Annotated in this window: 18 protein-coding genes; 8 read left to right on the top strand and 10 right to left on the bottom strand. The window is 53.6% G+C overall.

Features of this window, described 5'->3' with window-relative positions:
• Nucleotides 1-48 precede the first annotated feature (48 nt).
• Nucleotides 49-813: an SDR family NAD(P)-dependent oxidoreductase gene (locus tag B3041_RS02520; protein WP_292968911.1), complete on the top strand. Its 765-nt coding sequence runs from the start codon at nucleotides 49-51 to the stop codon at nucleotides 811-813.
• Between the two features lie 56 nt (nucleotides 814-869).
• Here B3041_RS02520 and B3041_RS02515 read toward each other — a convergent pair whose 3' ends face one another.
• From B3041_RS02515 to B3041_RS02495, 5 genes are all read right to left on the bottom strand, one after another.
• Complete coding sequence (locus B3041_RS02515) at nucleotides 870-1100, bottom strand: YgdI/YgdR family lipoprotein (RefSeq protein WP_065647590.1); 231 nt, start codon at nucleotides 1098-1100, stop codon at nucleotides 870-872.
• Between the two features lie 22 nt (nucleotides 1101-1122).
• Nucleotides 1123-1350, bottom strand: coding sequence for a YgdI/YgdR family lipoprotein (locus tag B3041_RS02510; protein ID WP_175540442.1), 228 nt, complete (start codon nucleotides 1348-1350; stop codon nucleotides 1123-1125).
• A 311-nt stretch (nucleotides 1351-1661) separates the two neighbouring features.
• Nucleotides 1662-1913, bottom strand: coding sequence for a hypothetical protein (locus tag B3041_RS02505; RefSeq protein ID WP_065647591.1), 252 nt, complete (start codon nucleotides 1911-1913; stop codon nucleotides 1662-1664).
• A 50-nt stretch (nucleotides 1914-1963) separates the two neighbouring features.
• Nucleotides 1964-2182: a hypothetical protein gene (locus B3041_RS02500; protein WP_240484869.1), complete on the bottom strand. Its 219-nt coding sequence runs from the start codon at nucleotides 2180-2182 to the stop codon at nucleotides 1964-1966.
• 111 nt (nucleotides 2183-2293) lie between these two features.
• On the bottom strand, nucleotides 2294-2911 hold the full coding sequence (locus tag B3041_RS02495) for a TetR/AcrR family transcriptional regulator (protein WP_065647592.1): 618 nt from the start codon (nucleotides 2909-2911) through the stop codon (nucleotides 2294-2296).
• Between the two features lie 142 nt (nucleotides 2912-3053).
• Between B3041_RS02495 and B3041_RS02490 the strand changes: the two genes are divergently transcribed.
• The 3 genes from B3041_RS02490 (at nucleotide 3054) to B3041_RS02480 (ending at nucleotide 4880) form a co-directional block, all read left to right on the top strand.
• Entirely contained in the window at nucleotides 3054-3713 is a 660-nt protein-coding gene (locus tag B3041_RS02490; protein WP_292968908.1) for an NAD(P)H-binding protein, read from the top strand.
• Nucleotides 3714-3737: 24 nt separating this feature from the next.
• A complete protein-coding gene (locus tag B3041_RS02485) occupies nucleotides 3738-4313 on the top strand; it encodes a pyridoxamine 5'-phosphate oxidase family protein (protein ID WP_292968906.1) in 576 nt (191 codons plus the stop codon).
• A 102-nt stretch (nucleotides 4314-4415) separates the two neighbouring features.
• Nucleotides 4416-4880, top strand: a complete 465-nt coding sequence (locus tag B3041_RS02480) for an anti-virulence regulator CigR family protein (protein WP_292968904.1) — start codon at nucleotides 4416-4418, stop codon at nucleotides 4878-4880.
• 29 nt (nucleotides 4881-4909) lie between these two features.
• Here B3041_RS02480 and B3041_RS02475 read toward each other — a convergent pair whose 3' ends face one another.
• Together B3041_RS02475 and B3041_RS02470 are read right to left on the bottom strand one after the other, a co-directional pair.
• Nucleotides 4910-5857, bottom strand: coding sequence for a hydroxyacid dehydrogenase (locus B3041_RS02475; RefSeq protein ID WP_292968902.1), 948 nt, complete (start codon nucleotides 5855-5857; stop codon nucleotides 4910-4912).
• Nucleotides 5854-6546, bottom strand: a complete 693-nt coding sequence (locus B3041_RS02470; protein ID WP_292968900.1) for an RraA family protein — start codon at nucleotides 6544-6546, stop codon at nucleotides 5854-5856. The genes B3041_RS02475 and B3041_RS02470 overlap by 4 nt, the downstream gene beginning before the upstream one ends.
• Nucleotides 6547-6710: 164 nt before the next feature.
• Here B3041_RS02470 and B3041_RS02465 point away from each other — a divergent pair, with 164 nt between their 5' ends.
• Nucleotides 6711-7442 (top strand): IclR family transcriptional regulator, encoded by a 732-nt coding sequence (locus tag B3041_RS02465; protein WP_065647597.1) that lies wholly within the window; start codon nucleotides 6711-6713, stop codon nucleotides 7440-7442.
• A 45-nt stretch (nucleotides 7443-7487) separates the two neighbouring features.
• Here the strand turns inward: B3041_RS02465 and B3041_RS02460 are convergent, their stop codons facing one another.
• Complete coding sequence (locus B3041_RS02460; RefSeq protein ID WP_065647598.1) at nucleotides 7488-8822, bottom strand: MFS transporter; 1335 nt, start codon at nucleotides 8820-8822, stop codon at nucleotides 7488-7490.
• A gap of 597 nt (nucleotides 8823-9419) precedes the next feature.
• Here B3041_RS02460 and B3041_RS02455 point away from each other — a divergent pair.
• The 3 genes from B3041_RS02455 to B3041_RS02445 all read left to right on the top strand — a co-directional run bounded on the left by B3041_RS02455 (nucleotide 9420) and on the right by B3041_RS02445 (nucleotide 12318).
• Nucleotides 9420-10403 carry a DUF1852 domain-containing protein gene (locus B3041_RS02455; RefSeq protein WP_065647599.1) on the top strand — a complete coding sequence of 328 codons (984 nt, stop codon included), beginning with the start codon at nucleotides 9420-9422 and terminating at the stop codon, nucleotides 10401-10403.
• A 23-nt stretch (nucleotides 10404-10426) separates the two neighbouring features.
• Entirely contained in the window at nucleotides 10427-11458 is a 1032-nt protein-coding gene (locus tag B3041_RS02450; protein ID WP_065647600.1) for a methionine synthase, read from the top strand.
• Nucleotides 11459-11697: 239 nt separating this feature from the next.
• Nucleotides 11698-12318 (top strand): pyridoxamine 5'-phosphate oxidase family protein, encoded by a 621-nt coding sequence (locus tag B3041_RS02445; RefSeq protein WP_292968895.1) that lies wholly within the window; start codon nucleotides 11698-11700, stop codon nucleotides 12316-12318.
• A 69-nt stretch (nucleotides 12319-12387) separates the two neighbouring features.
• Here B3041_RS02445 and B3041_RS02440 read toward each other — a convergent pair whose 3' ends face one another.
• The gene (locus B3041_RS02440; RefSeq protein ID WP_065647602.1) at nucleotides 12388-12852 is read right to left on the bottom strand and encodes a YlaC family protein; all 465 of its coding nucleotides are present in this window, start codon (nucleotides 12850-12852) and stop codon (nucleotides 12388-12390) included.
• 73 nt (nucleotides 12853-12925) lie between these two features.
• On the bottom strand, nucleotides 12926-14332 hold the full coding sequence (locus B3041_RS02435) for a PLP-dependent aminotransferase family protein (RefSeq protein WP_240484871.1): 1407 nt from the start codon (nucleotides 14330-14332) through the stop codon (nucleotides 12926-12928).
• Nucleotides 14333-14359 lie beyond the last annotated feature (27 nt).

Here is a 14359-nt window from a genome sequence, read left to right as displayed (position 1 = left end):
GAGCTTGCCAGGCTTAGGAAGGTCATTTCCATCAGATAAGGAGAAATCATGTCACGGTTTGCAGATAAAGTTGTCGTTATCACTGGTGCAGGATCAGGTATTGGCGCTGCGTCAGCACAACGTTTTGCTGCTGAGGGCGCGTCAGTTGTACTGGTGGGAAGAACAGAAGAGAAGCTGCAAAAAGTCAAAGAGGCTTTACCTGCTGGCAAACATCTTGTTGTTCCATGCGATGTCTCAGATGCAGAGCAGGTCAGGCAGCTGAGTGAAAAGGTTAGCCAGCACTACGGGCGTGCGGATGTACTGGTAAACAATGCGGGCAGTATTGTTCAGGGTAAGATCCACGAAGTTTCGCCTGAAGACTGGAAGACGCTCATGGGCACCGATCTGGATGGCGTCTACTACTGTACGCACTACTTTATGCCAGCCCTGCTGAAAACTAAAGGCAACGTCGTTAACATCTCTTCCGTTTCCGGACTTGGCGGAGACTGGGGTATGAGTGTATATAACGCGGCTAAAGGCGCCGTAACCAACTTTACGCGCGCGCTGGCAATGGATTACGGTTCAGACGGCGTAAGAGTCAATGCTATCTGTCCCGGTTTTACATTTACCGATTTAACTGAAAATGCAAAACAGGATGAAGCGTTACTGGCGCGCTTTTACGATCGTATTCCACTGCGTCGTGCGGGAGAAGCTGATGACATTGCGAGCGCGATTGCCTTTATTGCCAGCGATGATGCCCGCTATATAACGGGCGCTAACCTGCCGGTTGATGGCGGTTTAACGGCATCAAACGGTCAGCCAAAACAAGCCTGATAGCAATAAAAAAAGCCCGCGGCAGTTGCGCGGGCTTATCGGTGATATTACGCGAATTATGAGCGTGGGATCTCGGAAACTTCTTTCACATCAGCTTTGTTAATTTGTTGTTTAACGCCGTTAGCATCAACATAGCCCAGCAGTCCTGACTCTGCTTCTTTCGGTTTGCCGTCGCTGACAATTGTACGACCATCATTGGTATGAATAGCGTAGCTGGTACGGGTACAGCCGGTAAGGGCGGACAGGGCAATAACCGCTGCTACAGGAAGTAAAATAACTTTCTTCATTGTGCTCTCCTTGATAGATGGATCAGTTATTCAGTTCGCTCATGTTCGTGATCTGATCACGATTGATCTGCTCAGTTTTGCCGGTTTGCGCGTTCTCATACGATACCAGTCCGGTATCGCTGTCTACCTGTGGTTTGCCACTGGTAATAATGGTGCGGCCATCAGTCGTTTTAATCGCCTGGTTAGACGAGCAGCCGGTTACGGCTAAAAGTGAAGTCAGGACTGCAGCAGCAACAACCATTTTTTTCATCATATTTCCCTATTTCTGGACACGTTATAAGAGGAGCATAGTCCATAATTTCCGGGAGTGGTCTGACCTTGATGATTTTTTTGTGCAATTAATGCGGCGAAAAGCAGAAGCCTGTGTTCTGCCAAAGCGCGCGGTTTGGCATCAGGCCGTTAATGCCTGAGAAACAGATAAACGCAGACATATCGAAAGAAAACGATCGAAATACGTGAAAACATCTTTAGCGAAAGCGATATCACGCCATACAGATGTATCAGTGTGAGTACAAAAAAGAAGATTCGGTAAGTGATGATCGGCGAGGGCAATGACTAACGTCAGGCTGCCTGAATCCGCCCTAACAGCAAACTAAAAAGATTATCGTAATGCATTTTTTCTGCTGGATCGGTACAGTGATCAAGCCGCGAAAGCAAAGAAATACACAAGGCCTTACGGTTGAGCGTTTTATCAGAACATAAAATCTCTTTAACCATTTCACCGAGTAATTTGAATTCTGCAGATTGCTGTATTCTGGTCTGCTCTTCTGCGCTGATTTTATCCGCTGCAGGAAAATATGGATTCTGGCACATAACTCTCTCTTCTTAATTAAACAGGCTTAATCAACCTTCACCGGGCACTATTAGTTCATTTTCTTTGCCAGCAACCGAATAACCTTTTCACACGCCTGCTGTACTTCAGGGCTGTCACTCCGCAAACCGGTACGGTATAACGCACCAATAATCTCCTGCAAAGAAAGCGCTTCGCCTGGTTTTAATATTTGCGTAATGACGTCACCCAGTAACGCGTGCATCGCTTCTGCATCTTCTGAATCATCTTGCCGCACATAACCCTCATCCATTTTTAAATTGCTTAACGTTTTTAATATGTCAGAGACGCCTGTAACGTAAAGTCGCGACAACAGTAAAATAACTCAATTAGGAAATGCGTATTTCCTAATAGCGCAGCAGCATTAATCCAGCAGGCGCAGCGCCATCTTAATAGTTTCTTCGCCATTAGTCACATCCTGAATTTTACCCACTACACGCATACCAAATGCAATACAGAGTAGCAAGCCGGCAGTGGTATCGGCATCCAGGTGGCTGGCTATTGAGCCATCATCCTGACCCTGCTGAATCAGCGATATAAGAAAAGCCCGGTTGCGCAGCACGGCCTGGCGCACCAGATGAGATAACTCTTCATCAAGCGTCTGCAGTTCAACGGTGCTGCCTACAACCAGACAGCCGCGCCGTCCCTCAATTTCGCTGGCGGAATCGAGATAGAACTGAAGCAGCTCAGCAACCCGCTCGCGGCCAGTAGCGAATGCGCTCAGACGTTCGCGCAAATCGGTATTTCGAATTGCAATATAGCGCTCAAACACGCGCAAAAAAAGCGAGCGCTTGTCCTGAAAAGCTTTGTAGATGCTACCTGCAGTAAGCTGCATGGCTTCACCAAGGTCGGCAATAGAGGCGGCGTGGAACCCTTTCTGGCGAAAAACGATCATGGCATTATCAAGCGCAACATCGATATCAAAATTGCGCGGTCTGCCGCGTTCACGGGGAGCAGCGGCAGAAGATTTTACTGTTGGCATTCACAGCCCTTCTGAAGCGATTGTTTCCAAAGTATCCCGTTTGCGCCTGAACCGGTCAACGCCGGAGATTTACGCTAGAGTTAAGTGGTTAAATTACATCGTATTGTGATAAATATTTCAGCCTTTGCAACAGGGGAACAGCATGAAAGACGTCTTTATTGTGGGTGGTGCAGGAAATATCGGACGTCAATTGGGTCAGCAGCTGAGCCAGGACGGTGTGACGGCACGTGCATTGTGCCGCACCGCTGAACAGGAAGCCAGCTTGCAGCAACAGGGTATTCAGACTGTCAGGGGAGATCTGGTTGCCCTGGATGAACAGCAACTTACCGGGCTGATGCAGGGATGCGGGCTGGTGGTTTTCACGGCGGGCGCCGGAGGGAAAGGCGGAGAGGAGATGACGAAGGCCGTTGATGGTGAGGGGCTGATTAAGTCCGTTGCCGCCGCGCAGCGCGCCGGGATAAAACGCTTTATTCTGGTCTCTGCTTTTCCCGAAGCCGGACGCGGCAGGCAGCTGTCTGACACTTTTGAAAACTATATGCGCGTAAAAAAACAGGCCGACGTGATCCTTGCCGCAAGCGCGCTTGACTGGGTGATTGTGCGCCCCGGCACGTTAACCGATGAGCCGGCAACCGGCAGAATCAGTGCAGGGCCGGCAATCGCCTATGGCACTATCGGACGTGCAGATGTTGCCGCCACGCTGGCGGCGCTGGTCCATCAGCCGGCCGTGTCCCGCGTCATCATTGAGCTGACGGCGGGAGAGAGACCCGTTACAGAAGCGATAGACGCGCTTATTACACCTTAACCCATTCAGCAGTAAGGAGAGGCTATGGCACTTTCACTGGATGCGCATCTGCAGGCAATCTGGCAGAAGTTAACGCATGCGGTGAGCACGCGCTCACCTTTTACCCTGATGCAGCTGGCGAGCGTAACAGGAAACGCGCAGCCTAAACTCAGAACAATCGTGCTGCGCGATTTCAGTCCTGCGCCAGCCTCATTACTGTTTACCACTGACGCACGCAGCGCAAAAGTGCAGGAGATGAGGGCTAATCCGCATGTCTCGCTGCTGGGCTGGGATGCAGAGAACAGCCTCCAGCTGCGACTGGAAGGTGAAGCGTGTCGCGTTGATGAGCGCGAGTTGCGCCATGCTATCTGGCAAACGCTGCGGCCCTCTGCGCAGCAGCTTTTTCACTCACCTTATTCACCCGGCACGATCCTTGACGCTCCGGAGGCGGCATGTGCCGGACACGCTTCTGCCTCGTTAACTGATCCTCCGGAAAATTTTGCGCTGATACGCATCATAGTAAAGCGTATAGAGCTGCTTGATGTCAGTGCCGATCCGCATCAACGCTGTGAATTCTTACTGCAGGCGCACGGATGGGCGGGGCGGTGGCTGGCACATTAGTTTCTCTCTCAGCCGCGCAAACCACAGGATCAGGTTCCGGCAGAAAAAAGATCCGGATTTACTATAATTATGTTCAACATTTTTAACCTGAGAGCAGAGGCGATGAGCAAATCTTTCACTCCAGCGGCTACGCTGGCAGCTCTATTTGCATTAAGTCTGATAGCCGGACCAGCAGCAGCGGATCCGGGGAAGGGCCATGGTCAGGGACCACACGGAGCAGGTGAAAAACATGCCGGTAAAGGAAATCCGCATGCTGACAAGCACTCCCATCAGGGCCAAAGCAGCGCGGAACAGGCGGGATCAGCGCTGAGCTATGCAACGGCACGCGCGCTGGCAGAGCGCTATGGCGCCACAGGCTATCGGGCTCTGCCGCCAGGCATTGCTAAAAATGTTGCACGGGGTAAGCCACTGCCGCCCGGGATCGCAAAGAAAACGTTACCGGCTGCGCTGGTAAAAGAGCTGCCTTACTATCCTGGCTATGAATGGCGGGCCGTGGGGGATAACCTGGTCCTGATTGCACTAAGTACCGCCGTAGTCACGGCGGTACTTAACGGTGTCTTTGACTAGATAACCCGGCTGATCGGGCTAAAAAGCTGTCAGGCCAGAGTTCGCTGTTTTGTTTCACTCAGTACGCTGACAATATTTGCAGCAGAGACTGTGCCCATCTTGATGTAAGAGGCGTCGCTGACACCGCCAATATGCGGTGAAAGAATAACGTTCGGCAGCGACTGCCAGCAGTGAGGCACGGTCAGCGGCTCTGCGGAAAAGCTGTCGAGTGCGGCGGCACGCAGTCTGCCGTCAGCGAGCGCTGCGGCAAGCGCTGGCTCATCGACCAGGCCGCCGCGGGCAGTGTTAATAAAAATGGCGTCGCGTCTGAAATGGCGTAGCGCGGCGTCATTGATCATTGCGCGGTTATCCTCAGTCAGCGGGCAGTGCAGGGATACTACGTCAGCCTGTTGATAAAGCGCTTCCAGTGTGTTTACCTGCTCGCATCCTTCAGGTACGAAAGTAGCGTAAGGATCGTAAGCCAGCACGCGCATGCCAAACGCGTAGCCAGCTCTTGCGACCCGGCGACCGATTTCGCCCAGCCCGACCAGCCCCAGCGTACGGCCTTCCAGTTCAAGAGATTTATGCACCGATTTGTCCCAGTGCCCGGCGCGCATACGCGCATCGAGCGGCACAACAGATTTTGCGCAGGCCAGCAGCAGCGCCCACGTATGTTCTGCGACCGCTGCAGCGTTGGCGCCTGGCGCTGAGCAGACGCGTATGTTCCTTTTCGCCGCTGCTTTTTGATCGATGACATCAATCCCGCTGCCGTGTTTGGAGATCACCCGTAAGGCCGGGGCGGCGTCCATGATCGCTGCGGTAATTTTTCCATACCGTACCAGGATAGCGACCGGGTTATGCTGGTGGCAGAGATCGATAAGTTGCGTCTCCGTGGGCTGTTTGCCGGCAAAAATAACGTCATAGCCGGTCAGAAGCTGCAGGGCCTCCTCCGCCAGATCGCAGCCGGTTACCAGAATAACGCTGCGTGCTTCGCTCATAGCGTCTCCTCCGCAGCAAGCATGCCAGCCTGGCGCAGCGCCTGCTCCAGCCACGGCGCACGCGTGTCGCCCGCTGCGATAGCCGCAATACGCTGGGTTTCGGCCGCCAGCTTCTTTTTCGCCAGCGCAATGACCGTTTTTACCTCCTCTCGCGGGATCACCACTACGCCGTCAACATCACCCACAATCAGGTCACCGGCCTGCACCTGCGCTCCTGCTACAGAGATGGGGTGATTAACACGCCCCGGGATCAGTTTTGTGGGTCCGCTGGGATTCAGACCAGCAGCGAAAACCGGGTAGGACTGGCTGGCGAGCGCGTCCGCATCACGTACCGCTCCATCAATAACGATACCGGCAATGCCTGAGGCTTTCGCCTGCGTGGCCATAATTTCTCCCAGCAGTGCGCAACTGATATCACCCTTGCCATCCACAATGATGACATCACCAGGCCGGGCAATAGCGAGCGCAGCATGGATAGCCAGATTGTCACCCGGTCTGACCTCAACGGTAATCGCCGGACCCGCTACTTTCATGTGCGCCGCAAGAGGTTTAATTCTGCCATGCAACGTGCCACGGCGGCCGGCAACATCAGCAAGAATAGCCGCCTGATACTCTGCGGCCTGGCGCGTATCTTCATCAGATACGCGGGTGATATTGCGATTGATCATCGGAAGTGTCGGAGAAGTCATACTGCCTCGCTGTTTTACCAGGTGAAATTGATATGTACAATATAAAACTACTATAGCGAGCTTGTCGGAAGATTAGCCAGCGCCGGACGGCAGTTTGTGACGTAAATACGAGGTGACTCACAAATATTCAGGTACACTCGCAGTCGTCATAAAAGGAGAAAACAATGGGTAATGAAGGCGTTATTGCAGTTGAAAAGGCGCTGGCGCTGCTTGACTGTTTCCGTCCGGGCGATAACAGCCTGACGCTGACGGCGCTGGCGCAGGCATCGGGCTACCACAAAACCACGGTATACCGCCTGATGAATTCGCTGGAACGCATGCACTACGCCGTGCGACATGACGACGGGACCTATGGACTTGGACCGCGCCTGCTGTATCTCGGAAAGCTTTATGAGCAGTCATTTCATCTTGCAAGCGTCGTGCAGCCGGAATTGCATCAGCTGGCACAGGAGACTGGCGAGAGCGCCAGCTGGTATGTCATTGAGGGCGGGCAGCGGCTCTGTCTGTTTCGTGCGGAAGCAACAGAGGGTTTGCGCCACAGCCGGCTGCCGGGAACAACCTATCCGCTGGATCACTCTGCTATTGGTCAGGTTTTACGCTACTGGGGACTGAATGAGCCCCTGTTTAGTGAAGAGCCACTGCTGCCTCTCTATACCTCCGGAGCCCGCGACCCGCACACGGCAGCCTATGCTCTGCCGGTATTTGGCGTGAGCGACAAGCTGGTCGCCGCGCTGGCGCTGACCGGTCCCTCCTCGCGGCTCACAGAAGCGCGCCGAAAAGAAGGCGTAGCCAGTGCAATGTACCATGCTGCCGCGCGGCTCTCGGTGCGGCTGGGGGCTTCGCCGCAGTTTTGCACTGCCCGTTATGGCGAGGGGATAGCAGCCGCTGGCGAATAACAGGAAGCCGGCCTGCAGCACCGGCTCCCTCAGCGTGGCCCGCTGTTAGTGTGTTGTCGCGCGCGCTTTATTTTCTGTGTGGCGCGCCATCTTTCTGCCCATGATCACAACAGCGATGCCTCCTGCCAGACAGAGTACAGCAAGCGGCAGAAGCGCCAGCGTATGGCTGCCGGTTTTCTGATTAATAATGCCGTACACGTTTACCATCAGGCCACCGCCAATCAGATTAGCAATAGCGCCAATGGCTGCCAGCCCGGCCGCTGCTGAAGAGCTACTCATCCACCCGGACGCCAGCGCCCAGAACGGACCTTTCATTGAGTAAGCGCCTACCAGAATCAGACTCAGAATAATAATCGTCGCCGGCAGCGAGAGGTTAATAAAGGCAGCGGCAATACCGCCTGCAATCATGAATAGCGTCAGCGCAGTGTGCCAGCGCCGTTCGCCGGTGCGATCGGAGTTACGGCCCCAGACAATCATCAACACGGAAGCCAGGCCATAAGGAATGGCATTAAGCAGGCCGGTAGTGAGGTTATCCAGCTGGAAAGACTTGAGTAGCTGCGGTGACCAGACGCTGAGCGTCGTACCGGCTGCTGACGCACCGGAGTAGATCAGGGCAAAAAGCCAGATCTGACGATGTTTCAGCAGCTGCCAGGTAGAAATGTGACCAATATTTTTACGTTCACTGCGCTCTTTCTCCAGCGTCTCTTCCAGCCACTGCTTCTGCTCATGGTTCAGCCAGCGCGCCTCATGCGGGCGATTACTCAGGACAAAGTAAGCCGCGATGCCCAGCAATACAGCGGGCAGCCCTTCGATAATAAACAGTAAGTGCCAGCCGCGCAGGCCGAACCAGCCATCCAGCGTCAGGATCAGTCCCGACAGCGGAGAGCCGATAAAATTGGCCAGCGGGATCGCCACCATGAACGAGGCGATGATGCGTGCACGGTAGCGGGAAGGGATCCACCAGGTCAGATACAGTACTACGCCGGGAAAAAAGCCCGCTTCTGCTGCACCCAGTAAAAAACGCAGCACGTAGAGCGAGGTTGAGGTCTCAACCAGCGCCATACACATACTTACGATCCCCCAGCTGATCATAATGCGCGGGATCCAGAGCCGTGCTCCCACTTTCTGCATGGCGAGATTGCTCGGAACCTCAAACAGAAAATAGGCCACAAAATAGAGGCTGCTGGCAAAGCCAAACGCCGCTTTTGTCAGACCTAAATCCTCGTTCATCTGCAAAGCCGCCATGCCGATGTTTCCGCGGTCAATAATGGAAACCAGATAACTGACGACGAGGAAGGGCAGAATCCGCCAGATCACCCGGCGCATCGTTTCACGCTCCAGCGCGGTCACAGGCGCCTGGTTAAGTAGAGATTGAGTCATTGTGTCCTCGCAGAGTTCAGATTAGATAACATCGCTGTTGTTTCACTCTATAAAACCCGGTTGTACAAAATAAACTATCAGACTCTCCGCGTGCGTCTTGTGCAGGATAGTGGGATTGCGGTTCAGCTCACAGATTAACCGTGGCCCGGATGCGGATTTGTGATCGATAACGCTGCAGAAAGTTCATCTCTGGCATTGGCAGGCTCCTGCGCCTGCGTTGTATCACCCTTTTGCTCTTACCCTTCGCACTGATGCCACAAATATTTTCAGCTAAGTGAAAAAGTCGATGTTGAGATTTATTCATCCTGACAGCGTTGAGTGAATATAAATTATTTAAAAAAAACAGCATGTTGAAAACAGAGCGATTCGCAACTTTCATCACGCTGAACCCCGGCGGCACTGACTGACGCGTTCAGGCGTTGCAACATGAAAAAGCTTCAGGTTCGGTGAAATTTAATCACTTTTTTTCAGCAGGGGAGTAAGGCATAAAAGAGTCAGCCCATTGAGGAAATGGTTATATCAAATCAGCATTCAGCGTCGGTTTTACAGGCAGACAGAGAAGCAGGTTTACATCAGAAATTGAGGTGAGAAATTACGATGAACAAAGAATTTACCTTTTCAATTAAAAGCCTTCGTTTTGACGAAAACTATAATCCTTCTGCAAACACGCGTATCACCACTAACTTTGCTAACCTGGCAAGGGGTGAAATGCGTCAGGAAAACCTGCGCAACGCACTGAAGATGATTGATAACCGCTTTAACTCACTTGCGCACTGGGACAATCCGAAAGCTGACCGCTATGCCGTTGAGCTTGATATCATCTCCGTTGAGCTGAATATCGATCCGGCTGGAAATGAAAAGCCGTTCCCGGTCATCGAAGTCCTGAAAACAGGCATCGTGGATAAAAAAACCGGTCAGCGCATTGAAGGCGTCGTCGGGAACAATTTCTCCTCCTGGGTACGCGATTACGATTTCAGCGTGGTGTTGTCTGAGCATAATAAAAACCAGTCCGGTTTCAGCACCCCGGCAAACTTTGGTGACCTGCACGGCAATATCTTCAAAGGGTTTGTCAGCTCAGATATCTATAAAGCCAGCTTCAGCAAGCGTCCGATCATTTGCCTGAGTGTCTCAAGTAAAAATACCTATTATCGTACCGGTAACCATCATCCGGTTCTGGGGATTGAATATCGGCAGGACGCGGATTCGCTGACCGATCACTACTTTGCCAAAATGGGCCTGCAGGCGCGCTACTTTATGCCGCAGGGCAGCGTTGCGCCGCTGGCTTTCTATTTTGCCGGCGATCTGCTGCGCGATTACAGCGATCTGGAGCTCATCAGCACCATCAGCACGATGGAAACGTTTCAGAAAATCTATCGTCCGGAGATCTACAACGCGAACTCAGCGGCCGGACAGGAGTATCAGCCGAGCCTGTCACACAAGGATTATTCACTGACACGCATCGTATATGACCGTGAAGAGCGCACGCATCTGGCGGTTGAGCAGGGTAAATTTACCGAACAGCATTTTATCAAGCCTTACCAGACTCGTCTGGAGCAATGGTCTGCTGAGTTTGCGCACTGATTAATGGAAAAAGGTTATCTATAGTGAAAAAGTTATTACCGACATCGACGTCTGGCAGTTTACCTAAACCTTCCTGGCTGGCGCAGCCGGAAACATTATGGTCCCCGTGGAAACCGGCGGGTGACGATCTGGCCGATGCCAAGCGCGATGCGCTGCGTCTCTGCCTCGATGACCAGCTGCGGGCCGGTATTGATATCGTCAGCGATGGTGAGCAGACGCGTCAGCATTTTGTGACGACGTTTATTGAGCATCTTAACGGCGTGGATTTTGAAAAGCGCGAAACGGTGCGGATCCGGAATCGCTACGATGCAAGCGTTCCTTCGGTGGTAGGTGAAGTTTCACGTACTAAACCGGTATTTGTTGATGATGCAAAATTTCTGCGTCAGCAAACCACCCAGCCGATCAAATGGGCGCTGCCCGGTCCAATGACCATGATCGACACGCTGTATGACGGGCACTATAAGAGTCGCGAAAAACTCGCCTGGGAGTTTGCTAAAATTCTCAATCAGGAAGCGAAAGAACTGGAAGCCGCTGGCGTGGATATTATTCAGTTTGATGAGCCTGCGTTCAACGTCTTCTTTGACGAGGTCAATGACTGGGGCATTGCCGCGCTGGAGCGTGCCATTGAGGGATTACAGTGCGAAACCGCTGTGCATATCTGCTATGGCTATGGCATCAAAGCCAATACTGACTGGAAGAAAACGCTGGGTTCTGAGTGGCGCCAGTATGAAGAAATCTTTCCGCGTCTGCAGAAATCGAACATCGACATCGTATCGCTGGAGTGTCAGAACTCCCGCGTGCCGATGGAGCTGATTGAACTGATCCGCGGTAAAAAAGTGATGGTCGGTGCCATTGATGTGGCGACCAACACGGTTGAAACGCCGGAGCAGGTAGCGGAAACGCTGCGTAAAGCGCTGCAGTTTGTCGATGCGGATAAGCTCTATCCCTGCACCAACTGCGGTATGACGCCGCTGTCGCGTCAGGTTGCCCGCGGCAAGCTGGATGCGCTGAGCGCCGGTGCTGACATTGTGCGCCGTGAACTGCTGGGCCAGTAATACGTTTAAGGATGTATCAGGGCTGACGTCTGACGTCGGCCCTTTTTTTATCATTTTTAAAAGCGCTGTACGCTTTTGCGGCTATCCCGGCCAGGTGGCTCATCAGACAAATAAATAGATTTATACGCAGGCGCTGAAAATAACTGTGCTGCAGCGCAGCAATATGTCATGCGCACATTGCTTCCGGCGCAAAACATCCCTTACTTTAGCCGCAGGTTTGTAAAATACAGGAACCCGGCATGGCAGATGACAGCAGTACGATCACCGATTTAAGCGCGCTTGAAGCGTGCTACGGCCCCGTGGCTAAACCTTCGCTGACCAAAGTTACCGATCATATTCACGCCGCCTATCGTCCTTTTATCGCTGCGTCACCGTTTGTCGCGCTGGCCACCTGCGGGCCGGACGGACTGGACGTTTCACCCAGAGGCGATCCGGCAGGATTTGTACACATTGAGGATGAGCGCACGCTCTGGCTGCCCGACAGGCGCGGCAACAACCGTATTGATAGCCTGCGCAATATTCTGCATGACAATCGGGTGGCACTGCTTTTCCTGATCCCGGGCATCGGAGAGACCCTGCGCGTGAACGGGACCGCCGTTATCAGCATCGACCCCGCCTTGCTTAACCGTTTTGCGGTGAATAATCAGCTACCGAAAACGGTTCTGACCATCACCGTTGAGAGCGTTTTCTTTCAGTGCAGCCGGGCAATTATCCGTTCCAGGCTCTGGGATCCGGCAACGCACATTACGCGGGAGGCGCTGCCGAGCACCGGTTCCATACTGCACAGCATTTCGCAGGATATAGATGCGAACGCCTACGATGCGGCGTTACCTGGTCGCCTGAAAGAGACGCTCTATTAACCCGGCCTGAGGCCGCAACAGCAACGTGCACTGTACAGCCTGTCAGCAGGCTGTTTTCAGTTCCGCAGACTACCGGGTTCTCAGACGGTAGATATCAGCGAAGTAGAGATGACCTTTACGGGCATACTGCGCCTGCAGGGTGGCTTTTTCGCTTTCAGTCAGGACATCTCCATTGAGCAGGTCATGAATAAACGCCTCCCTGACATAGACTTCCATGTACCAGTCGCCGGTATAGCAGTTCTTCCACGCGCCCTTGTCGATATCTTTCACCCGATAAGACGGATTCACGTGAAAAAAGAAAAAGAAGTTACAGACTGCGAAAATGGCACAGCAGACGACATATTCGATCATGCCGAAGGAGTCAGAATAGAGTAACAGTGCCATGGTCAGCACAAACAGAAAACACATCAGGCCATACAGCCCCGGATACTGACGGATAAACGACACGTCGAAATAGGGACGATCGTTGCGTTTTTCCGCACGGTTGATGCTGTCCAGCTCCTGCTGCAGAAGCGCATTAAGTTGATTGCTCATGTTTTAGACCTTATCTGCCCATGATGATGGAGTTAAAATTTTACTGTGTGTTTTTAGCGGCCGCGGCGCGCGGCTAAATCGCCATACCGGAAAAGTGAATCGGATCTGCCAGCATCGCCGCCAGAATTTTCAGGCTTTCTTCGCACTGCTGACGTGACTGTGAACCGCCGAGGCAGATACGCAGCGCATCGGCAGGCACATTACCGGTGCAAAATGCTGCGCCGGAGACGGCGCTGATCCCTTTTTCACGCAGTTTTGCCGCAATGTCAGAGGCGTTAGCGTTGACCAGCCCCGGCAGCGGCAGCCACAGGTGATAACCTGCGCTGTCAGCCTGAAACGGGTATCCGCTCAGGCAGGTGGCCGCAATCTGCTGGCGGACACCCGCTTCCTGCCTGATAGCCATCAGCATGCGTTCTGCGGTCCCGTCATTGATCCACTGCCGCGCCAGCGCATTGGTGAGCGGGCTGGACATCACCGTCAGCGCCCGCAGCACGCCGGAAAGCAGCTGCGTCATCTGTCTGTCCGGGCCTTTCACAAACGCGATACGCAACCCGGGGCCAAAGCACTTCGACAGGCCGGTAAGATACCAGGTCAGTTCCGGTATCAGCTCCGCAAAAGCAGGTACCGGCGCATCACTGAGCGCAGCGTAAGCGTCATCTTCAATGACCGTAATGTTATACCGCTGGCAGCACTCAGCCAGTGCCCGCCGGCGCGCCTCCGGAACCGTTATCGTGGTCGGGTTTTGCAGCGTCGGATTGATATAGAGTGCGCCGATCTCCCCGCTGCGACAGAGCGCTTCAAACGCCAGCGGATCGGGCCCCTGCGCGTCACAGAGTACCGGCTGCAGCCGCACGCCCAGATGGCTGGCAATCGCCTTCATGCCAGGATAAATCAGGCTGCTGACACAGACCGCGCCCTTTTTGCGCTTCAGCAATGTCATGATGCCCATCAGGGCGCTGTGAATGCCCGGACAAACCAGCACGTCGGCTTCGCTCTCTACGTGAAGTTTGCGCCCGATCCAGCGCATCGCTGCCGCTTTATCCTCTGCCGTGCCGCCAAAATCCTGATAGCGCAGCAGACTCAGCATGTCGGTCTGGTTAAACAGGTTGATGGCCCCTGCGCGCAGCGCTTCCTCAACGGCTGCACCGGCAGGCTCTGCCGGCGCATTCATGGTCATTTCGTAAGTGCTGGCAGGCAGAGCTGAAGAGGCTGACGCCCGCGCACGAATAAAACTGCCGAGTCCCGGGCGTGAGTCAATTAATCCTCTGCGCCGCGCTTCCGCATAACCGCGCGTTACCGTGGTGTAATTCAGGCCCAGCGTTTCCGCCAGTTCACGCAGCGGCGGCAGACGATAGCGTGAAGGCAACTCGCCTGTACTGATGCCCTCTGCAATGAAATCTGCGATGCGCAGATAGGCCGGACGTTGTGTAGACTGCTGTAGCAGGGTTGCCCAGCGTGTGAAAAGCGGCGTAATCATCATAAATCCTGCTCAGGACATTACGCAGAC

It is taken from the genome of Pantoea sp. UBA4549, from assembly GCF_002387285.1.
GTDB lineage: Bacteria > Pseudomonadota > Gammaproteobacteria > Enterobacterales > Enterobacteriaceae > Pantoea > Pantoea borealis.
The sequence above is the reverse complement of the archived record's forward strand: the minus strand, read 5'-3'. Positions and strand labels throughout refer to the sequence as shown.